The 20,288-nt window shown below is 61.8% G+C and carries 17 protein-coding genes, 1 tRNA gene and 1 pseudogene; 10 read left to right on the top strand and 9 right to left on the bottom strand.

The window, feature by feature from the left end:
* Positions 1 to 195 precede the first annotated feature (195 nt).
* Both C8J45_RS18180 and C8J45_RS18175 read left to right on the top strand, forming a co-directional pair.
* Positions 196 to 540 (top strand): conjugal transfer protein TraD, encoded by a 345-nt coding sequence (locus C8J45_RS18180; protein WP_107964562.1) that lies wholly within the window; start codon positions 196 to 198, stop codon positions 538 to 540.
* A 16-nt stretch (positions 541 to 556) separates the two neighbouring features.
* Entirely contained in the window at positions 557 to 814 is a 258-nt protein-coding gene (locus tag C8J45_RS18175) for a conjugal transfer protein TraD (RefSeq protein WP_107964561.1), read from the top strand.
* 129 nt (positions 815 to 943) lie between these two features.
* Here the strand turns inward: C8J45_RS18175 and C8J45_RS18170 are convergent, their stop codons facing one another.
* Entirely contained in the window at positions 944 to 1,873 is a 930-nt protein-coding gene (locus tag C8J45_RS18170; protein ID WP_107964560.1) for a HEPN domain-containing protein, read from the bottom strand.
* A 407-nt stretch (positions 1,874 to 2,280) separates the two neighbouring features.
* Positions 2,281 to 5,295, bottom strand: coding sequence for a TonB-dependent receptor domain-containing protein (locus C8J45_RS18165; protein WP_107964559.1), 3,015 nt, complete (start codon positions 5,293 to 5,295; stop codon positions 2,281 to 2,283).
* A gap of 395 nt (positions 5,296 to 5,690) precedes the next feature.
* Between C8J45_RS18165 and C8J45_RS18160 the strand changes: the two genes are divergently transcribed.
* From C8J45_RS18160 to C8J45_RS18150, 3 genes are all read left to right on the top strand, one after another.
* Positions 5,691 to 6,518: an IS5 family transposase gene (locus C8J45_RS18160; protein WP_107964558.1), complete on the top strand. Its 828-nt coding sequence runs from the start codon at positions 5,691 to 5,693 to the stop codon at positions 6,516 to 6,518.
* 178 nt (positions 6,519 to 6,696) lie between these two features.
* The gene (locus C8J45_RS18155; protein ID WP_107964557.1) at positions 6,697 to 7,014 is read left to right on the top strand and encodes an antibiotic biosynthesis monooxygenase; all 318 of its coding nucleotides are present in this window, start codon (positions 6,697 to 6,699) and stop codon (positions 7,012 to 7,014) included.
* On the top strand, positions 7,011 to 8,477 hold the full coding sequence (locus C8J45_RS18150; protein ID WP_258191532.1) for a carotenoid oxygenase family protein: 1,467 nt from the start codon (positions 7,011 to 7,013) through the stop codon (positions 8,475 to 8,477). Before C8J45_RS18155 ends, C8J45_RS18150 begins: the two co-directional genes overlap by 4 nt.
* A gap of 159 nt (positions 8,478 to 8,636) precedes the next feature.
* Here C8J45_RS18150 and C8J45_RS18145 read toward each other — a convergent pair whose 3' ends face one another.
* From C8J45_RS18145 to C8J45_RS18125, 5 genes are read right to left on the bottom strand one after another with little or no spacing between them, the layout of a single operon-like run.
* Positions 8,637 to 9,035 (bottom strand): thiol-disulfide oxidoreductase DCC family protein, encoded by a 399-nt coding sequence (locus C8J45_RS18145; RefSeq protein ID WP_107964556.1) that lies wholly within the window; start codon positions 9,033 to 9,035, stop codon positions 8,637 to 8,639.
* Positions 9,028 to 9,558 (bottom strand): DUF4166 domain-containing protein, encoded by a 531-nt coding sequence (locus C8J45_RS18140; RefSeq protein WP_258191531.1) that lies wholly within the window; start codon positions 9,556 to 9,558, stop codon positions 9,028 to 9,030. Before C8J45_RS18140 ends, C8J45_RS18145 begins: the two co-directional genes overlap by 8 nt.
* Positions 9,555 to 10,028, bottom strand: coding sequence for a DUF2269 domain-containing protein (locus C8J45_RS18135; RefSeq protein WP_107964554.1), 474 nt, complete (start codon positions 10,026 to 10,028; stop codon positions 9,555 to 9,557). The genes C8J45_RS18140 and C8J45_RS18135 overlap by 4 nt, the downstream gene beginning before the upstream one ends.
* Complete coding sequence (locus C8J45_RS18130) at positions 10,021 to 11,322, bottom strand: SDR family oxidoreductase (protein ID WP_258191530.1); 1,302 nt, start codon at positions 11,320 to 11,322, stop codon at positions 10,021 to 10,023. Before C8J45_RS18130 ends, C8J45_RS18135 begins: the two co-directional genes overlap by 8 nt.
* Complete coding sequence (locus C8J45_RS18125) at positions 11,309 to 11,632, bottom strand: hypothetical protein (RefSeq protein ID WP_107964564.1); 324 nt, start codon at positions 11,630 to 11,632, stop codon at positions 11,309 to 11,311. The genes C8J45_RS18130 and C8J45_RS18125 overlap by 14 nt, the downstream gene beginning before the upstream one ends.
* Before the next feature lie 162 nt (positions 11,633 to 11,794).
* Between C8J45_RS18125 and C8J45_RS18120 the strand changes: the two genes are divergently transcribed.
* The 3 genes and pseudogenes from C8J45_RS18120 to C8J45_RS19755 form a co-directional block, all read left to right on the top strand.
* On the top strand, positions 11,795 to 13,540 hold the full coding sequence (locus C8J45_RS18120; protein ID WP_258191529.1) for a sensor histidine kinase: 1,746 nt from the start codon (positions 11,795 to 11,797) through the stop codon (positions 13,538 to 13,540).
* A complete protein-coding gene (locus C8J45_RS18115) occupies positions 13,540 to 14,889 on the top strand; it encodes a sigma-54 dependent transcriptional regulator (RefSeq protein ID WP_107964552.1) in 1,350 nt (449 codons plus the stop codon). The genes C8J45_RS18120 and C8J45_RS18115 overlap by 1 nt, the downstream gene beginning before the upstream one ends.
* 173 nt (positions 14,890 to 15,062) lie before the next feature.
* Positions 15,063 to 15,668: pseudogene (locus C8J45_RS19755) on the top strand (Arm DNA-binding domain-containing protein); the annotation flags it as partial.
* 97 nt (positions 15,669 to 15,765) lie between these two features.
* Here the strand turns inward: C8J45_RS19755 and C8J45_RS19360 are convergent.
* Positions 15,766 to 15,857 (bottom strand) — tRNA-OTHER (locus C8J45_RS19360).
* Between C8J45_RS19360 and C8J45_RS19355 the strand changes: the two genes are divergently transcribed.
* A complete protein-coding gene (locus C8J45_RS19355; protein WP_181321286.1) occupies positions 15,843 to 16,376 on the top strand; it encodes a site-specific integrase in 534 nt (177 codons plus the stop codon). The two genes, C8J45_RS19360 and C8J45_RS19355, sit on opposite strands and share 15 nt — an antisense overlap.
* Positions 16,373 to 17,575: a site-specific integrase gene (locus tag C8J45_RS18105; RefSeq protein ID WP_107964550.1), complete on the top strand. Its 1,203-nt coding sequence runs from the start codon at positions 16,373 to 16,375 to the stop codon at positions 17,573 to 17,575. The genes C8J45_RS19355 and C8J45_RS18105 overlap by 4 nt, the downstream gene beginning before the upstream one ends.
* Positions 17,576 to 18,242: 667 nt before the next feature.
* Here the strand turns inward: C8J45_RS18105 and C8J45_RS18100 are convergent.
* On the bottom strand, positions 18,243 to 19,991 hold the full coding sequence (locus tag C8J45_RS18100; protein ID WP_107964549.1) for a DUF262 domain-containing protein: 1,749 nt from the start codon (positions 19,989 to 19,991) through the stop codon (positions 18,243 to 18,245).
* Between the last annotated feature and the right edge of the window lie 297 nt (positions 19,992 to 20,288).

The following is a 20,288-nucleotide window of genomic DNA, read 5'->3' as shown; positions in this document are numbered from 1 at the left end:
CGTTCGCACGGCTGATGATCTTGGCCGAAAAATGGTAGATCGCCATGACGGGTCTCACCTGTTTCTGCAGTGCCACGTCGGTCCCGACGTATAAGCGCGCACTCACGACCTACTTCGTCGGCCGCTCATGACTTGATAGACTATCCGCAAGATGAGATACTCGCAATACGTGATGAACCATCAGGAACAGACACGATGCGTAAAGTCCGGGACTATGACGCCGAGCTCAAAGCGCTGAACGATCGCGCACGAGACATCAAAGCGAAGAAGATTCAACAGCTTGGTGAGCTGGTGATCGCAACAGGTGCACATGCGCTCGATGTAGAGACGCTCGCTGGCGTTCTGCTTGCTGCGGCGAACACAACAGATCCCGAACAAAGGGAGGCATGGCGCAGCAAAGGCGCCGCCTTCTTTCAACGACGCGGGCGCAAGTCGGACGGTAGCCAGGGCTCTGGTGAAAAATCTGGCGGCGACGACCTCGGCCGAGCGCTACAACCGGGTGGCGATCCTCCGCCTGGAAGCGGCGCGGCGTCGGACTGATACGCGAAGCTGGGCTGTGCAACGTCGCGAACGCACCCGACACCTGATCGAGCTTGGTGGCCTTGTTCAAAAAGCGGGTCTGGTCGACCTCACGGACGATGATCGTGCGACGATCTACGGGGCGCTTCTCGACATGGTGGCGAAGGCGCGCGGCGACGGCTCCGACAACATTTTGCTCTTGTGGAAAAGACGCGGAAAACGCGCGTTCGATATGGAGGCGGACGACAGTTCTCGAACAGACAGGAACTTGATGCTTCGATCGCAAGGCTCCTGATGCGAAGACAGCCAGCACGATGTGATCAGCAAATATGTCGACACATTAGCCACAAACATTGTGCTGAAGCTGACCCGCAGGTGCGAGCTGTCGCAGGTCGTTTGCCGCACCTTCTAGGAATGGCGCGCTCTACTCTGCAGCGTCGAGAAGTTGGGACTGCAGCGCTGCCAACCGCTCAATGCACAACGTGTGAACGACCCTACCCAGATCTTCGACACGCGCGCCAAGCCAGGTAAGCTCCTCTGCGCTGATCCTGTAATGCTTTGAATAGCGCGCCTTGACGTAGGCGTCCTTCAACTTTTCGAACATCGCTCGCTCGCGGCGATTGCTCAGTGGCCAGATGCCATGAAGACGGCTGTCGAGCCGCTCAGCCTGCGTGCGTAGAAAACCAAGATTATGGTTATGAGGCGTATAAAACGTGAAAACCAAAAGCATGCAATGGTAGAGACTCTCTGCAACTTGATGAAGCTCAAACGCGGTTTCTCGGAGATGACCTTTCTCGAGGCCGAATCCGACAAACTCGTATCTCCTCATCGCCGTTGAAAACCATTCATCGAAATATTCTTTAGCCATCGCATACGCCTGCTCAGGCGTCTTCGGCTTTGGTTGATGAAGTTCCGTTTCGTCAGCTTCGTAGAGCGCGATACCGTCCTTGGCGATGTCCATGAAAAAGTAGCGGCCGTGCGCGAGACCGTCATTCACCTGCTGCAGCGAATGAACAATAAAATTGACTGGCGTCTGCAACGTCCTGGTAATCGCCCGTTCGCGGTTCAGCCGTTCTTCCGCTTTGTACCAATAGGTGGCGCGGTCGACGACCTCTTTCTGGCTGACGATAACCAGCAGATCGAAATCGGACTGATAGCCTTTGGCGGTGTGTGGCTCGTCGATCCAGCCGCCCCGCGCATACGATCCGTAGAGGATGACCTTGAGGATACGCGCACGCTTGCGAGGCCCCGTGGCATCACCATTGGCCGCGTCGAACTCCTCGAACAAGATCTGCACGACGCGCTCGATCTCGCGCTGTTTTGCGGACGGCAGATGATCAAGGTCGCGGCGCATGATTGCTCATCCTAATCCACGTTCGACGCGAAGCCCAGTGCACCCTCCCCCTGTGTTTACGGGATATACAGCTGACCGCCTTATGGCCAGAGTGTCACGCCCGAGGTCTTCGTCGCCTCCGACCCAAAAGCCGGACATCCAAGACTGGTTGGCGGCTTCCCAACTCCCGACACTCGTTCAGATGGATCGTTTTCCGACAGTATCAGCACAAACTTAACGCGTTGCTTCGACTGAGAGGTGGGGCGGTTAGTGCGAGTTGTCAGACGAGAACGTTAGGCAACGTCCTTGGGGGCTGTGCTCGGCCCTGCCTCGTCATGCAGACCTTGTCACGTACCCGTCTTATACTATGCACGAAAATACAAGAATAGCGGCAGCTCGAGTGATGAGCCACCGCTATTATTTCGTTATCAGAACTTGAAGTTCGCACCTGCACGGAACGTCCGTCCAATCAGGCCGGCATAATGCCACGTGGTCAGATAGTTCGGCGAGCTTGCGTAGGAGGCCGGAGCGATCGGCGCGCGTGCGCCGAGGATGTTGCCGACGTTACCAAAGAACGAGAAGTCGTCGTTCACCGCTACCGTCGCGTTCAGATCGACGTTAATGAAGCTGTTGACGTAGCAGAACCGATCGACGGGCACGCCAGCCTGCGACGACTTGTAGAGGCTGTTGGCGCACGACGTATCGAGGCTGCCCTGGTCGGTGGCGACCGCCTTGATCTTGCCGACATAATAGGCGGTTGCGGTCAGCGAGAACTTGCCAGCCGCGATCGTGTTCTGCCAGTTGCCACGCCAGTTCGGCGTGCCGTTGCCCGATGACAGATCATACGGACCCATCGTGCCAGCGAACTTCTGGACGCCCTGCGCCGTGTGGCGATCATATTGGATGATGTAGGTCGCCTCGACCCGGCTGGTGAATCGGATGCCCTCACCAAGCGGGATCCGCGCGGTCCCCGAGAAATCGAGGCCCGACGTCTTGTCGAAGTTCACGTTCACGAACGGCGCGTTGATGATCAGCAGGCGGGGCAGCGCGTTCGGGAACGCCGGATCGACGCCGTCGACCGTGTTGACGGAATAGCCCTGCCCAACTGCAGCCACCGCGGCGGTTGCGGCGGCCAAGTTCGACTGCCGGTAGTAGGCGACAATCGCGTCGCCCGCGAGCGGACCGTTGGCGATCAGGTTCGACTTCTTGACGTTGTAATAGTCGATCGTTGCGCTGAACCACGGCGTCGGCTCGACGATGATGCCGCCGGTGAAGCTGCGTGACGTCTCGGGCTTCAGATCGGGATTGCCGACGAACCCGCGGCCAACCGAATAGTTGAGGTTATACGGGTTCCCGCCCGTGACGCAGGTGTTGGTGGCCGTCGCCGAGCCGCCATGCGCCGCGCAGAAATTCCCCGGAGGCTGCGTGTTGACGAAGCCGGCATATTGCGACCGCGGACCAGACTCGGCGAACGTCGGCGCACGGAAGCCCTGCGAATAAGTCCCGCGAACCGCGAACTGGCGGATCGGCGTGAACTTGAAGCCGACCTTAGGCGAGAAGCGACCAAAGCCTTCCGAATAGTGATCATATCGACCCGAACCGTTGATCTCGAGAATGTCGAGCACGGGTGCCTGAATCTCGAAATAACCCGCCGACACGGTGTGCTTGCCGAACGCCGAAGAAGTAGTGAGGCCGTAGGTATCGAGCAAGGCGTTCTGGTTATTGTTGACCAGCGATTCACGCCGCACCTGGCCGCCGACCGCGACCATCACGGGACCGCCCGGGAGATCGAACAGCTTCTTGGTGATCGCCGCATCGAGCGAATACATTTCGGAATTCGACGGCGTGATCTTGTTTGGCGAGACGAAGTCGCGGACCGCCTGCGAATTCAGCGTCGGATTGACGAAGTTATACGCGCCGGTGTTGATCGCATTGAGCGTGTTGACGATGTTCAGATAGCCGCGCTGGACAATTTCCAGATTGTCGCGGGCGTAAACGCCGTCGACCTTCCAGGTCCAGTCGTCGCCGACCGTTCCGTGAAGACCGCCGGCGAAGCGGTACACTTCGTTGGTACGATCGCTGCCGGCGTCGATGTCGCCGAACGAATAGTAAATGCGCGCTGCGCCGTTTGCCGGATTGTTGGCGAATGCCGTGGCGTACGGGTTGTTGGGGTTGAGCTGGCGACCGGGCGCACCGGGAGTCGCGCAATTGATGCCCGCCGTGCAGATGTAGACCGGCAGAACGATACCCGGATTACTCGACGCCAGCGACGGAGCGCCGCCATAAGGCTGGGTGTTACGCAGAGCGCGCGGCGCGTTGTTGATGCTGACGTAGCTGTTCGAATAGCTGCCGGTCAGATAGCCCTCGACATTGTCCGCCAGCCGCACGCTGATGCGCCCGTTGATCGAATATTTGCGCTGGAACGGAGCGAGCTGGAAATACTCGTCTTCCAGGTTGTGCTTGCAGCCGACGCCGTTGGCGACACCGGTCTGGGTGAAGGTGCCGCGTGCACAGTTGTCGAGATTCAGCGTCGTGTAGTTGGCGTTTGCGATCGCCGTACCGCCGCTCAACGGATTGTTGAGGTCCGTCTGCGTCGTGCGCACGACGACCGCGTTCGGCGTCGCAGTGGTCAGCGAGTTGTCGGCGCCGTTATTGTCGTTGCCGCCGATCGAGGTCAGATCGCGGTTGTTGTACGGGAAGCCACGGCTGTGGTTGCTGACACGACCGTCCTGCTGGAATTCGCCGTTCAGATAGACGTTGAAGCCCTTGTCGGCATAATCGCCATAGCCGATCGTCAGGTTGGCGCGCTGGCGCTCCGCATCGCCGCGGCTGCTGGCACCCGCCTCGACCGTGCCGGCGATGCCGGTGAACTGCTTCTTGAGGATCAGGTTGACCACGCCGCCGATAGCGTCGGCGCCATAGGTCGAAGATGCGCCGTCCTTCAGCACTTCGACGCGCTCGATCAGACTGAACGGGATCGAGTTGAGATCGACGTAGGAATTATGGCCATCGTCGTTGATCGGAAAATTGGCCGAGCGCAGGCCGTCGACCAGCACCAGCGTCGACGAGACGCCGAGGCCTCGCAGCGATACCGCGACGCCGCCGGCGGAAAAGCCGCTCTGGAAGCCCACGCCGATCGAACCGCCGCTATCGGCCGAGACCGAGCGAATCGCTTCAGCGGCCGTCGTTATACCGGCCTTGGCGAGACTGTCCGCAGTCAGCACCGTGACGGGCGACGGCGTTTCGGTGTTGGTCCGGCGGAACAGCGATCCGGTAACAACAATGTCGTTCGCTTCGGGCTCAGCGGCTTGCTCGGTGGGCGCGACACCAGGCTCAGCCGGTGCGGTCTGCGCGAAGCCAGCGGTGCTCAGATTCAGCAGGATAGCAAGCGGCGCAGCGCCGGCACACAGACGGCTAACAATAACGCGATTGAACGGGCGCATGCAGTTCTTCCCCAACTTTTACTATTGTCGTGACCGGCTCTAATTGAGCCGCGACGCCCCCCCGGGTGTCTGACCCGTCGTCACCTGCCTGACGACATTGCCATTGTAAAACGGCTTCGGCCGCCGTTAAAACTTTGTTGTGCACTGTCGCAATTGCGCAACAAATCGATGACAAGCGCTCGAAGGGAGTGTCATGAAATGTCGCAATGGCTGCTCACGGCGCCAAAAGCAGGAGGCTAAGGGCAACAGCGGCACGCTGATAAACGCGTTGGAGATGGTTCTCGACCGATGGCATCTACCGATAAACAAAACCGCTAAGAGCCCGACCGAAAATTGAGTTGAGCGATTTCAGTGGCTTGTGATTCACCGAGGGTTGCGAAGACCACGAGGATCACATGGGCTGGACCAAAACCGCTCGGCGCGAACATGACAGAAGCGGGCTGCGCTATGCAAGCGACTGCACCGATGAAGAATGGGCTGTCGTCCGCCCGTTGTTGAGGCGGACCTCCAGGGTAGGACGGCCGCGCAAGCACAAGGCGCGGACCTTGTGGGATGCGATCCAGTATATCGCGGCGACCGGGTGCCAATGGGTGCAGCTACCCAAGGATTTCCCGCCCTTCACGACGGTGCAGTATCATTTCTACCGAATGCGCGACAACGGCCTGCTCGATGCCGTCAACGCGGTGCTGGTGGCATGGGTGCGGGTATCGGAAGGCCGCAGGTCTGAACCGAGCGCAGGCATCATCGACAGTCAGTCGGCGAAGAGCACCGAGGCGGGTGGACCGCGCGGCTACGACGCGGGCAAGAGGATCAAAGGTCGTAAACGCCATATCGTAACCGACACACTGGGCAACGTGCTGGAGGGCGTGGTCCACGGTGCCGATGTGCAGGACCGCGACGGGGCTCCGGGCCTGATCGAGCGGGCCTGCGACGCGTATCCCACCCTTGCCAGGGTGTTCGCCGATGGCGGCTATGCCGGACAGAAGCTCGAAGCGGCAGTCGCGCACATCGATCGGCTGACGATCGAAATCATCAGACGGTCCGATCTGGCGGGCTTTGTCATTCTGCCCCGGCGCTGGGTTATCGAACGCACCTTGGCTTGGCTCAACCGGTGTCGGCGCTTTGCCAAGGACTGGGAGGCATCCATCGCATCGTCCGAAGCGTGGATGGTCGTCTCATCCATTAGGCGGATGACGCGCCGTATCGCCAAGCTCGAATTATGAGTCGGGCTCTAAGGCCATGAGGGACCAAGTCCGGCCGTACAGATCACCTTGATCGCCTTCGCACTTTCAGACCTTCGTTCAAATGAGGCTTTCAGCGCTTATAGGGCGTCATCGCCCTCGCATCCCGTCCCGCTCCACCCCACCTTAGGCCGGCCAGTCGCCGCAGGAGCTTGCCCCCATGTTCATCGCCATGAACCGATTTCAGGTGATCCCCGGTGAGGAGGAGGCGTTCGAGCAGGTCTGGCTGCCGCGCGACTCGTACCTTGCCGGCGTCCCGGGGTTCGTCGAGTTCCACATGCTGCGCGGGCCCCCGGCCGACGATCACGCCCTCTATTCGTCGCATACCGTTTGGCTGTCGCGCGGGGACTTCGAAAACTGGACTCGGTCCGAGGCGTTTCGCGCGGCCCATCGCGGCGCAGGCGACCACAAGCCGTTGTACCTGGCGTCGCCTCGCTTCGAAGGCTTCGACGTCATCCAGACCGTCACGACATCGTGACGGTCACCCGACGTCCGACGTTCGCCAGCCGCTTCGAGCAGGCGATCGACAACGTCGTCGGCGCAATTGCCTCGCCGATCGTCACCGGCATCGCCGCGTTCAACAAGCGCCGCCTGCCGCCCCGCGATGCGCCGCACCCGTTGCTTACGGGCATCCACGAGCCGATGACTGAGGAACTGACCCTCACCGACCTTGCCGTCGAGGGTATCATCCCGCTTGAGCTTGACGGCCGCTACGTTCGTATCGGACCAAACCCCGCCGACGCCGACCCACGCTCTTACCACTTCTTCACGGGCGATGGGATGCTGCACGGCATCCGCCTCAAGGACGGGCAAGCCCGGTGGTACCGGAATCGCTGGATCCGCTCGACCGATGTCGCGGCGGCCAGGCATGTGCCGGCGGCTCCAGGGCCACGGCACATCTTCGACACCGTCAACACTAGCGTACTGGACCATGCCGGCAGTGGCTGGGCGCTGGTCGAAGCCGGCAGTACGCCGGTCCGCTTCGACGAGCATTTGGAGACGCAGCGCTACGACGATTTCGGCGGCACCCTGCCCGGCTCGTTCACCGCCCATCCGCGCCGCGACCCGGCGACCGGCGAGTTGCACGCGCTGTGTTACGAGGCGACCGATCCCAAGCGCATTCGCTACAACGTCGTCGATGTCGCCGGCCGGGTACGACGATCGGTGACGATCCCGATGTCGCACGGGCCGCTGATCCACGACTGCGCGATCACGCAGCGCTACGTCGTCGTCATGGACCTGCCGCTTACCCTGTCGATGCGCACGGTGCTGGCGGGGCACGGCTTTCCCTACCGGTGGAACGAGAAGCATCCGGCCCGGATCGGGCTGCTGCCGCGCGACGGCGAGGCGGAGGATATCCGGTGGTTCCCGCTCGATCCCTGCTTCGTGTTCCACACTGCCAACGCGCATGATCTGCCGAACGGGAGCGTGGCGCTCGACGTGGTCGCGTACGACCGCATGTTCGCTAGCGACAATCTGGCACCGGACGAGCAGCCGCGCGGCCTCGAGCGATGGACGATCGACCCTTTGACTGGATCGGTGCACCAGCGCGCGATCGACCCCTCGCCGCAGGAATTGCCGACGATAGACGAGCGTCGCACCGGCCGCCCCTACCGCCATATCTATGCGCTCGGGCTGCCCGAACAGATGACGGAAACGCTGGTTGGCGAGGCGCCGCTCATCAAGCACGATTTGGAAGGAGACACGCGACGACTGCACGAATTCGGACCGGGACGCATCGCGGGCGAGTTCGTGTTCGTGCCGCGCTCGCCGGACGCTGCCGAGGATGACGGCTGGCTTATCGGGCTCGTGATCGACGCCGGGGGGCACACCACCGCGCTGGAGATACTTGATGCCCGGAACTTTGAGGCACCGCCAGTGGCATCCGTCCGCATCCCACACCGCGTGCCGCCCGGCATCCATGGTGCATGGTTAAAGTAAACTTGTTCACGCATCAGCCGTGCATTCTTCCAGCCTGACAATCGACCCAGTTGCGGTCGTTCGCGCCCCGTATTGCGCTTCCCAACTTCAGACGCTTGCTCATGAAGCGTCGAACGCGTTACGGGCGACCTGGTCAACCGAACATCTATGTTGCGCAGCCTACAAAACGCGATCCGTGTCCTCCGGACGCGGCAGCCAGCAGCTGGCACGCCTGCCAAACAGGCGGTAACGGTTGCGTGCGACCCAGCGGTATAGCGGATCGCGCAGCCTGCGCGGCACTGGCCGAGCCGCGGCGACGATCCGCCACGGCCAACCGAGCCCAGCATAGATCGCCAGCACCGCGTCGCTGTCGCGCAGCGCGCGGTCGCCCTGGACGACGATGATGGTATCGGGATTTGCTGGGTTGATCCCGAACCGTCGACACAGCGCGACGCCGACCTCGCCCTGCATCGCCGCGAGCCGGAAGCGGCGCGCGCGGTCGTGCGTCAGGACGAACTGCGCGTTCGCTGAGCACAGCACACATTCGGCGTCGAAAAGGATGATCGGATGCTCAGTCATCAATTCTCTCCAACTGGCCTCGATAATGAATGACACGGCCGAACAGCGGAAGGTCGACGGGAATGTCGAACCTAAACTCGCGGTCTTGCCCCTGCTCGACAGCATGGCATGCCGGCCGCGCCCATCGCGGAAGAGGTACGCCGAGGAACCGGAAGCCCACTAAGTCCATATGCAGCGCTCCATCGACGACCGAGACGTTGAACGAGTTGGCCGCGGGCCCCATCCGTTCGATCAGGCGGCCGTTCCGAATTTGCAGGGTACTGTGGTACTGTCGATCGCCGAACCTGCGATGCCAATGCTCGGCGTCTCCGTGCCGTTCGAACCGAACAGTGACTGGCACGCCCGAGCCGCGCGCTGGCAGACGCATCATCCAGCACAGCAGCCGCGCAAACGGATTGTCGCTCGCCCGTATCTCAGCAAGGCCCTTCCAGACCTGATCGTCATCCTCGTCATGTACCGCGCGCAGGCTGGGCGCGAGGCCATCGATCGCGGGACCGAGCAACCGCCGGAATAGCGCGGTCACCACGCAAAGTCCGGCTTGGCGACCATCAACCAGAAGATCACGAGCACGCCGGCAAAGGCTGGCCAGCCGAGCGCGAACCAGGTTCGTGATAGCGTGAAATAGCGCGCTGGCAGTCCCTCGCCGTCGGCGAGCCGGTCGACGATCCGGCGCATCTCGATCTGGATGCCGACGACCGGCAGCCAGCAGGCGCCAACGAACAGGTACAGCACGATGGCAGCCGCCAACCAGCCGGTTGTCAGCGGATAGCCGGCGATCCGAGCGAGCCAAACGCCGGTCACCGGCTGCACGATCACCGCAGGAGCGGTGAACAGCCAGTCGGCAATCACGACGTTGCGATTAACGATCCGTCGCGCCGCAAGGTCGCCAGAGCGGTTGGCCATGAAGCCGTGGAACGCGGTGCCGAGGCCGGTCCCGAACAACAGAGTGGAAGACAGAATGTGCACGGTCTTGAGAAGCAGATACTTATCCATGGTCGTTCTCCAAGGCATGCACAGCGAGTGCCAGACCCAGGATAGCTACGTTCTTGACGAGCGCGCCGAACGGATCGGCCCAGAGAGCAGGCATCGTTGTGGCGAGGATCGCGGTATAGCCCAGCATCACGACGATCCCGGCCATCGCTGCTCGGCGCACGCGCGCCAGCAGTGCCAGCCCGATCGCGATATCGAACATAGCACCCGCCACGAGCGCGGCGGTTGCGGGCGTGCCGGTCAGCCCGACCTGCGCCAACAACGCCAGGTTCGTAGACGCAGGCGTCAATATCAGCGGCACGATGCCACCGGCCAGCCAGACCACCGCTAGCAACCAGCGCAGCACCGGCGCCAGCGGCATCAGCCGAGCAGCCAGCCGGTCGGCGTCCGTCGCTGGCGTCCGCGCCAGCGCGACGCTCAGCGTGGCGGGAACCAGCCCGGTCGCGGCGATCAGCGGATCAACGTCGCCGGTGTTACCGGCCTCAAGCATGGTCAGGCTTTCGCGGGTCACCGGCCCGATCCCGAGCCATGTCACTGCCGCAAGCATCCATCGCGGCAACCGCACAATGGGCACGGGTGCCAGTCCTAGCCAGTGTCGCACGCTGGCGGTCAGCGCGTCCGTGGTCATCGGCTCGGGTCCGACGACGTCGATCCGTGCCGCGATCGGCGCCTCCCGGAACAGCAGTCGCACGATGCCCGCGATCAGGTCGTCGACATGGATTGGCTGCACGCGCCACTTACCCCGCCCCAGCCGTGGCGTAAGCGGCAGAGCGGCGAGCGCGCCGAACAGTGCGCTGCTCTGCCCGCCGCGGCCGATAATGAGCGACGGCCGCAGCACGACCCAGTCCATCCGGCTGCCGCTAGGATCGAGGTTAGCAAGATAATCGTCCGCGGCGCGCTTGCTGAGATGGTAGCGCGTCGTCGCACCGGCATCCGCGCCGAGCGCAGAGACTTGAACCACGCGGCTGACGCCGCACGCATAGCATGCATCGAACAGCGACCGCGCACCCTGATCGTGGACCATGGCATACCGCCCTCCATCGCGGATTAGTCCGGCGCAGTTGACGACCGCATCAATTCCGCGCAGCCGCATCAGCCAGTCGTCCGCGCTATCCCGCGCCAAGTCGCAGCGGATCGTCGAGACTCCGCACAGCGCCTGCGCGAGCCGCACCGGATCGCGCCCGGCGGCGGTGACGTGAACGCCATTCGCCACCAGCCGCCCTACCAGATGACGCCCGACGAAGCCGCCTGCGCCAATGACGAGGACATGCATCGCCGGGCCCTTATGCGTCAGCACGGGGGCTGCGGCTCCATACCGCGAAGCCCATGCCGACCAGCGCAAGCAACACTCCAAACAGCGCGCTCGTAACGGTGCCCTGCACCAACTCGGTTGGATCGGTCGCGACGTAGCGCATCGACACGAGCAGCATTGGCGTGGCGATCATCATCACCATCGACCACACCGTCCAGAAGCGCGACCGCTCTTCGGTCCCGCACAGTTCGGCGAGCAGGATCGACAGCGGTCGCCACAGCGCGACGGCAGCGAAGATCGCGATCAATGCGGTCAGTGCATAGGTCAGTAGCAAGGCGGCTATGGGTAGCAGCATGGCGGAAATCTCCTTCGACGCCGTCCGGATATCGGCCAGCCGTCCGACACCTTGCGAACGGCATGCCAATTGCGAAAACCAACGAGAATGCGTGGTTTAGGTCGGTTCGCCACCCCGCAGATGTTAACGTCGTGAACGGGACTGCGTGCTATGGTGTCAACGATGGATACGGCAATCGGCATCATCGCCTATGTCGGCGCGCTTGGTTTAACTGCGGTCGCGAGCCTCATGCTCGCGCTGTTCGTCGCGACGCGCGCGCGCGCGCTACCGGGTTCGGCGTTGCTCGCGCTGTTCCTGGTCGGCGTCGCGAGTTGGAGCATCGCGCAGGCGATCCCCGCGATCGTCGGGCCGGCCGCGACGCCATTCACGGCGACGCTGATCGCGCTGTCCCCCCTGCCCGCCGCGGCATTTGTCCACTTGGTTTTTGCGTTCGCGCTGTGCGGCACGCTGCGGCCCGTCGCGATCGCGAGCTACGCGATCTCCGGGTTTGCCACGATCGTAGGCCTGATATTTGGAGTGGGTGAGGTCGTGCCGTGGCACGGCTTCCCTGGCATGTTCGTGCCGTCGATCGTCGGCTGGGGCGTGCTGGGTCTCGCCGGCCTGTTGTCGGTGATCGGCCATCTCCGTCTCGCGCAGACCTGGGTGCAGCAGCAAGGGCAGCATCGCCGCCAGGCCGGCGCGGTATTCGTCTCCAGCCTGATCGGTCTCGTCGCGCTCACCGGCTTTACCTTCCCGGCGCTCGGGATCGACGCCTATCCCTGGCCGGTCCTGCTGCTGCCGCTTTACTCAGTCGCCTTGGTCTACGGTATCCTGCGGTATCGCTTCATGGTGACGGATCTTTGGGCTCGGCGCGGGCTCGTCTGGATTCTGCTCGTGGCGCTGGCGGGAGCGGTCAGCGCAGGCATCGCCACGGTGCCGCTCGTGCTGGCCGGCCGGCCGGCGGGCCTGTTAGCGACCTGGGCAGCGCTCGCCGCGACGCTTGCGCTCGGCATCCTCGTGCTCGCCCCGCTCAAGCGGCTGGCTGATGCGGTCGTGTTTCCCGGCGGCCGGGTCAGCGACGCCGATGTCGCCGGCTGGCGCGACCAGCTAGCCGGAGCGGCCGACACGACGGAACTCGCGGCGATCGCCAATGTGCTGCTCGCGCTGCGGCTGAACTTGCCCGTCGTCGACGACGGTCCGTCATTGGCGGTCGCCAGCGAAACGGTGACCCTGCGTGGCTGGAACGATGCACCGCCAGCGACACGCCACGTCGTCGACCGGTTCGCCGGGCTCGTCGGGGAAACTGCGCGCCGCCTTGCAGCCGCGCACCGGCTGGTTGATGTCGAACGCCAAGCGAGGATGATCGAACTGGGCGAACTGGCCGCGACCGTCGCGCACGATCTGCGCAACCCTCTCGGGATCGTGACGATGGCAGCAACAGGTGCCCCGTCCGACGTGCGCGCCGAAATCAGCGAACAGGTCGCGCGGATGAATCACCTCGTCAGCGACATCCTCGATTATTCGCGTGCCTGGACGGTGGTGCCGCAGCTCATCCGCCTGATCGAGCTCGTCGGGCAGATGGGCGTCGGACTCGAAGTGCCTGAGGATCTGAGCGTCATGGCTGACCGCAGGGCGCTCGTCCGAGTGCTCACCAACCTCGTCGACAACGCGCGCGCGCTCGGCACGAACGTCACCATCGTCGCCGCAGAGGGCCCCCCTGTGATCATCGACGTCTGCGACGACGGGCCGGGCATCGCTCCCGAAATCGTCGACAACCTCTTCCGTCCGTTCGTTTCGCGCCGCCCCGGAGGCACCGGCCTGGGCCTCGCCATCGTCCGCCGCATCATGGAGGCGCATGGCGGAACCGTTACGCTCGCTCGGCGGCCTGGCTGGTCGACCTGCTTCCGTCTTACCTTCGGAGATTTGTAATGAGTGGCATCCTGCTGGCCGACGACGAACCCGCCTTCCAGCGGCTCACCGGCGCGTGGCTGCGCGGTCTCGGCCATGACGTCCGCGTGGTCGGCGATGGCGACGCCGCCCGTGCCGCCTTTGCCAAGGCACCCGCCGACCTCGTCCTGCTCGATCTCGCGATGCCACCGCACCATGATCCAGAAGCCGGGCTGGCGCTGATCGCCAACTTCGCGCCTGCGCCCGTCATCGTCATGACCGGCCATGCCGACCACGCCCTTGCGCTGAAGGCCATTGATGCCGGCGCATGGGATTTCCTTGCCAAACCCGTCGACCCCGACATCCTGCGCATCGTCGTCGCCCGCGCGATGGAGCGCGCCGGCCTCGCACGTGAACTCTCCTTGCTGAAGGCTCGCGACACGGGTGTGGAGGACATGGGCCTCATCGGCACTACGCCAGTGATGGCCGCATTGCGCGACCTGATCCGCCGGGTCGCACCGACCCGTCTGCCCGTTCTGGTCCTCGGTCCAAGCGGTACCGGCAAGGAACTGGTCGCCCGTGCGCTCCACTTCGCCTCCCCGCGCGCCGACCGAAAGCTCGTGCCTGTCCATTGCGGTGCGATCCCGCCCGAGCTGCTCGAAAGCGAGCTGTTCGGCCATCTCAAGGGTAGTTTCACCGGCGCGACGAGCGACCGTCCCGGGCTCGTCGAGACCGCAGCTGGCGGCACGCTCTTTTTGGACGAAATCGGCGAGATGCCCGCGGCCATGCAGGTCAAGCTGCTCCGCTTTTTGGCCGACGGCAGCTTCCAGCCAGTGGGCGCGCGCGAGCCGCGTATCGCAGACGTCCGTATCGTCGCCGCGACCCACCGCGACCTCGCTGCCTGCGTTGCCGACGGCAGCTTCCGCGAAGACCTGTATTACCGACTCAAGGGCGTCGTTCTGCGCACGCCGTCACTCGACGAACGCCCGAGCGACGTGTCCCTGCTCGCCTCGGTTTTTCTACGCCGCGCAAGCGACGGCACCGGCCAGTTCACACCGGACGCGCTGGGCTGGCTGGCGAAGCGGCGCTGGCCCGGCAACGTCCGTGAATTGCGCGCGGCCGTCGAATGTGCGGCTGCGTTGGCCCCTCGATCGGCGACCGGGGTCGATGTCGGCGCAGCCGATCTCGCCTTCGCCGTCGGCGACGCTGTCGCAGACCTGCCAACCGTCGGCATGCCACAGACGCTCGAGGAGGAGATAGCAGCGCTTGAGTACCACCGTATCACCGAGGCGCTGGTACTGACCGGCCATAACCACACCCACACCGCCCGCAACCTCGGCCTTTCGCGGGTCGGCCTGCTGAAAAAGTTAGATCGGATGGGATTGCGCTAGGTTCGTCGACTGTCAGTCCTTAGTCGCTGGACAGCGTACGGCTGCTTTTCTCGTTCTCCGGTACTGCAGACCAAAAAAGCGACATCACCGTCCGGTCTCGGCGCATCGGGAGCGGACGTTTGTTCAGGAAGATGCGGCGGTAGTGCACACCTTACGCAAGCTACGCTTGCAGAATGGAAAAGAAGCTAGCAAAATCAATGGTGCGTCGCTCAAAAGCGGCTTGCAGTTTGGGGCCTGGCGATGGCCATTTGGTCCCCAAAAAATCAACGTTTTTAGTCGGTTGCGAACCTGATTTGGCCCCTTGTGATGGCTATTTGGTCCCCAATGCCTCCAGAGCTCAAAAATGGGCACTACTGGACGGTAATTTTGCTCGCAAAAACCATCCTGCCCACCTTTCGGAATATGTCATCTGGGACACAGAACTTGCCGGGTTCGGCCTCCGTATCCGACCAAGCGGACACGCTTTCTGGACAGTGCGGCTTCGTCATCGCGGTAAGCAGCGCCGCGTTACGATCGGACGGGTTGAGGACGTGGGCGCAACCCTTGCGCGTGCTCAGGCGCGCCGTCTGTTGGCCGAGGTGGCCTTGGACGGCTTGCCCAAGCATAAGTCGGTGAAGGCCACACCGACGTTGTCTGCCTATGTCGAAACCTACTGGGACGACATTGCCCGTTACTGGAAACCTTCGACCGCCAAGCGTAACCATGATGCATGGCGGCGCGACCTCGCGCCGGTCTTTGGCGCAACGCGGGTCGCCGAGGTGTTGCCAGCCGATGTGATCCGCTGGCGTGACGATTGCGCGGGGTGCGCCGAAACCCGTTTCAATCGGGCGGTGCCGGTGCTGGCCAGTCTCCTGAAATATGCCGAGGCGCTCCATTTCCGGCGAAAGGGTTCGAACCCTTGTCGGGGTCTCCCCCGCTACCCCCGCGAGCCAAAGGAGCGCTTCCTTTCGCCGCTGGAATATCGCCGACTCGGCGCGGCGCTTCGGGACGCGGAAGCAACCCACCCGGCGCAGGTCGCGATCGTCAGGCTGCTGCTCTACACGGGCGCGCGGGTCGGAGAGATCCGCGACCTACGTTGGGGGTGGGTGCAACCGCCCCGTCTGGCGTTGCCCGATAGCAAGACAGGCGCGAAGACTATCTGGCTGAACAGTCAGGCGTTGGCCATTCTGGACGCCTTGCCCCGCCGTGAAGATTGCTCTCTGGTGTTCCCAGACAGAACCGGCAAAGCGCCTGTCGCCGTCGTCAGCTGGTGGACGGCACTGCGTCAGCGGTGTTCGATGCCCGACCTTCGCATTCATGACCTGCGGCACAGCTTCGCATCCACCGCTATTATGGACAACGTCCCCCTCGCTACGATCGGCAGACTGCTTGGTCACGTGCTGCCGGAGACCACCGCCCGGTACGCGCACCTTGCAGACGACGTCATTGGGGATGCCGCACAGCGGATCTCTGGCGCGCTGGCTCAAGCGATGGGGCTGCGGGCATGACAGCGCTGGCACTCAAAAGAATCGTGCGCGAATCGTTGGCCGAGGTTGGGATATCCTTTGAATATCCATATCCCTATCGATCAGATACCAAAGCTCGGTCGACGACCTGGTTCGAGCATGAACGCGGCTTTGGTTTGCGTCTCTACCCTACTGGGCGCGAGGTCTACATCGTCCAGACCCGCATGGCTGGGCGTCTCCGCACGATCACGATCGCACCGAGCACGATCATTAGCCAGCATCAGGCGCTGACGATTGCACGGCGCGTGATCGCCTATGCGCAGGTCGGTCATGACCCGGCGACCGATCGTGCCCGCATCCGCTCCGCGCCACGCTTCGATAATTTCGTCGACGAATATTGGCGGCGCTGGTCGGCGCATTGGAAGGCTTCCACTCTTGCGACGCACGGCGTGTACCGCCGGCTCTATCTCGACCATGCCTTCCCTGGCATCTTCATCGACGAGTTGAACGACGCTCATGTCACCCAGTGGTTCGCCGCGCTCAATAACGAGACTGGACCGGGGGCGGCCAACCGCTGCCTGACTATCCTCGCCAACATGCTGACCAAGGCAGAAAACTGGGGCTATCGTCTTGAGAACACCAATCCATGCCGGACCGTTCGTCATAACCGGAAGTACCGTTGCGAGCGCTTTCTATCATCCGCTGAGTTGGAGCGGTTGGGCGAAGTGCTGGCAGAGGATCGAGCCGGAGGGGACAAGCTTAAGGCGGTTGTCGCGTCGGCGGTGACCCTCCTGCTGTTGACGGGGTGTCGTTCGGGCGAGGTGGCCGGCCTGCAATGGTCGGACGTCAAGGGAAACCGACTGAAGCTACGCGATAGTAAGACAGGGCCGCGCACCGTTTGGCTGGGTGATCAGGCCCGTGCGGTGATCGCCGCCCTGCCACGCCAGCGGGGCGTGGCGTGGCTGTTTTGGAACCCGGTGCTGTGCAAGCCGGTACTGCGCATCGGCAATCACTGGCCGTCGATCCGCGACCGAGCTGGGCTGCCGGGGGTTCGAGTTCATGATCTTCGGCACACGTTCGCGAGTCATGCGGCGATGAATAGGGAAACGCTGCCGATGATTGGTCGCTTGCTCGGACACCGCAACACACAATCGACCTCGCGCTATGCGCACCTCGATGACAATCATGTCCTCGGTGCAGCGGAACAAATCGGAACAGCGATCGAGCGGATGATCGCCTGATCCTACCAGCGCATAAGGTATGGTTAAATCGCCGATCAAATGGCCGACGCAAAGGTACCGAATGGTACCAAGGTCATGACTACCCCTTGGTACCAACGGGAATGCTAAATCGGCTAGACTCAGATGGAAACATCCGAGTCCTGCGCCAACACTCTTAAAACGAAGACTCGTTCAAGGCCTCCCCCGAGCGGAGCATACCCTTGCATGCTACGCATGCATTCATAAAAAATCCAATTGAACTAGTGTCCTTGGCCACGAAAACGGTGGAAAGTTTGGGTGCCGATGATGGCTATTTAGTGCCGTGAAAACCGGCTCACTCTCATCCCGTACATCTCTCGTCGACCACAGAGCCTCCTGAAGTCGAAGAAGACACTCTATGTTCACGCGCGTTTCTCTATGGCAGTTTTGCTCGCTGGAAACATCCGATGAGGGCGTCGGAGTACACCATCTGGGATATCGAGCTTAAGGGTTTTGGGCTTCGTATTTTGCCAACCGGAAGCTGCTTCTGGACGGTTCGATCGCGTCAGAGAGGGAAGCATTCGCGGGTATTCGCGAGACGCTGCTGCTGGGAGGGTCCGCATGCGTAACTACTTGGATTTCTACGACTTGTACAAATCGCTCGCCATCGCCTTGACACTCGACATCTTTTTCTCCGTCACTTTACTGCTCAGTTAACCGTCCCTAGTAAAGTGTATAGCCGCGCCCGAAGTGCCGCGCGTCGCTTCTCGATGAACAACGCAAAACCGGGCAAATCTTCAGGAATCTCACCAAGCGAATGGGCTTGAATATGCTGAGCGCGAGCAGCTGCATTCGACTTTGCTTTCGCCAACCAGGCGGCCGGCAATTCAGACTGCTTTTCCTTGTTCGCTGCTCCCTCTAGCAGCTGAAGATTGGGTAGAGCGTTTGCGTGCTCGTACATCTGCTCCGCTTCGTCAGCGTCGTATCCCGCCTTTTTCAGCTTCTTTGCAGCAAAGCGCGAAATGGGGAACACATGATCGACGTGCATCTCATGCCGCAGGTCGACGAAGGGGAACAGGAGCGACAAGAGCGGCAGCATGCGCCGGTCGCCGTACGGCAGGTGTAGAAGATCGTCGATCTCGGCCTCGCCAAATTGCAGGGATTTGCCGCGTGCTTCCATCGTCCGCCCAAGCGCCTTGATTGGGAACTCTTCCTGGCCCTTCCCCTTTATCTTTTCTCTCAATGCAGTGAGTAGCGCGTCAAGGCCACTTCCCCAAATACCCGACGCCTTCAGCAAAGAACGAAGAAGCCAGCCGCGGATCGCTTCCCGCTCGCCGCCAAACGACGAATGGCTCAGAAACTTCTCGTCGAACCCGCGTTGGTGGATGTAATAGGCGATCGGCAGTAGCGCACTATCGGCACGCAGCGTTTGACCGCTTAGGCCGAAGTTTGCGACCAGTCCGACGGTCAGCCGCAGAGCGGCGTCTATACTCTCCCACTTGGCTTCGAGTTTCGCCATATTCGCGGCTGTAAAGTTCTCGACTTTGAAGCCAACGCTGGAAATGTCGGCAAGCATCAGCCCCGCTTTTAGGACAAAGTCATGGCTAAAGGTAAATCCCCGCCCGATATCATTTAAATTGTCGACGAGTCCGTGAATGGCCTCCCGCGCGTCAAGCTGCTTCCACTGGGCTACAGCAATACTTAAGAGGAGATCAGAGTAAGACAGTACCGTGCCACCGGCGTTTAACCTGATGAATATATTCAGAACCCGCTCAATGTCTTGGGACTTCTCCTCATAAACGTTGATCGAGGGAACGTCGTGCACTACCTTCCTAAGCCGGTCGGCAGCGTTAAACGCCAACTTGCGTTGATCTTTTTCAAGGTCATAATCTTCAATCATATCGTGCAAGTCCGACACGTCTTTAAGCGCTAGTACCTTTGAGATCGGCAGCCAAGTTGCGTTCTTCGACTCGTCGACTTGAGCTTTGGAAAGGAACTTGAATCGGTATATTGCGCCATCCTCATCCGCCTCGCGCGGTGCGGTAAGGTCGAGGCAGAGCTTGCGCTTGGGAAACGCAGCGTCGTTGGTCCACCACTTACCCGGTTGCCGCACGGCCATCGAACCACGCAGGCCAATGTTGAGCGCGGTTAGGCGCTGCTGCCCGTCCAATACTGCAACGATCGGATGGCCAGGTAGCTTACCGACGGGCGGGCAGTGGGCGGCGTCGCGCTGGTGATAGTCTAGGACGAAATCGTAGAAGCGGAACTTGCCAGCTGTATCGGGCTCGACCTTCCAGAACAAGAACGTACCGAACGGATAGCCCTGCATGAGGCTGTCAAATAGCCGTTCGATCTGCTCAGGTTTCCAGACGAACTCGCGCTGAATGGCTGGTAGCACATAATCGCGCTTCTGGATCGCTGAGAGCGCGTCGGCGATCGTTCCACCAGAAAGATACATACTTATTTACCCCTAGAACTAAATTTAGCCTTAGCCGATACCCGGCATCCGATCCGCATGGTAGCCAAACAGGAAGTCGTCCGTGTTCTGGCGAGCCAACAGATGTGAGCATGAACTGCTCGCAATATCTCTCGCCACTGACGAAAAGCTTGTACCGCAATCGCGGTCTAATCGTTTTTCCTGAAACGTCTGGCTAATAAACCGTGACAAATCTGTTCGCAGTCGAGCATTCCCGACGCCGCTAGATAGATATAGCTATTTGCGATTGCTTAGGTTGCTGTTGAGTAACGGGGGGGG

The organism is Sphingomonas sp. PP-CE-3G-477, assembly GCF_003050745.1.
In the GTDB taxonomy this organism is placed as follows: domain Bacteria; phylum Pseudomonadota; class Alphaproteobacteria; order Sphingomonadales; family Sphingomonadaceae; genus Sphingomonas.
This window is presented reverse-complemented; position numbering and strand designations above follow the sequence as displayed.

Coding starts and splice junctions, on each gene's coding strand:
- C8J45_RS18145 (WP_107964556.1), bottom strand. CDS start 9,035: ATGACTGAGCATCCGATCATCCTTTTCGACGCCGAATGTGTGCTGTGC.
- C8J45_RS18155 (WP_107964557.1), top strand. CDS start 6,697: ATGTTCATCGCCATGAACCGATTTCAGGTGATCCCCGGTGAGGAGGAG.
- C8J45_RS18180 (WP_107964562.1), top strand. CDS start 196: ATGCGTAAAGTCCGGGACTATGACGCCGAGCTCAAAGCGCTGAACGAT.
- C8J45_RS18135 (WP_107964554.1), bottom strand. CDS start 10,028: ATGGATAAGTATCTGCTTCTCAAGACCGTGCACATTCTGTCTTCCACT.
- C8J45_RS18125 (WP_107964564.1), bottom strand. CDS start 11,632: ATGCTGCTACCCATAGCCGCCTTGCTACTGACCTATGCACTGACCGCA.
- C8J45_RS18165 (WP_107964559.1), bottom strand. CDS start 5,295: ATGCGCCCGTTCAATCGCGTTATTGTTAGCCGTCTGTGTGCCGGCGCT.
- C8J45_RS18170 (WP_107964560.1), bottom strand. CDS start 1,873: ATGCGCCGCGACCTTGATCATCTGCCGTCCGCAAAACAGCGCGAGATC.
- C8J45_RS18160 (WP_107964558.1), top strand. CDS start 5,691: ATGGGCTGGACCAAAACCGCTCGGCGCGAACATGACAGAAGCGGGCTG.
- C8J45_RS18115 (WP_107964552.1), top strand. CDS start 13,540: ATGAGTGGCATCCTGCTGGCCGACGACGAACCCGCCTTCCAGCGGCTC.
- C8J45_RS18105 (WP_107964550.1), top strand. CDS start 16,373: ATGACAGCGCTGGCACTCAAAAGAATCGTGCGCGAATCGTTGGCCGAG.
- C8J45_RS18100 (WP_107964549.1), bottom strand. CDS start 19,991: ATGTATCTTTCTGGTGGAACGATCGCCGACGCGCTCTCAGCGATCCAG.
- C8J45_RS18120 (WP_258191529.1), top strand. CDS start 11,795: ATGGATACGGCAATCGGCATCATCGCCTATGTCGGCGCGCTTGGTTTA.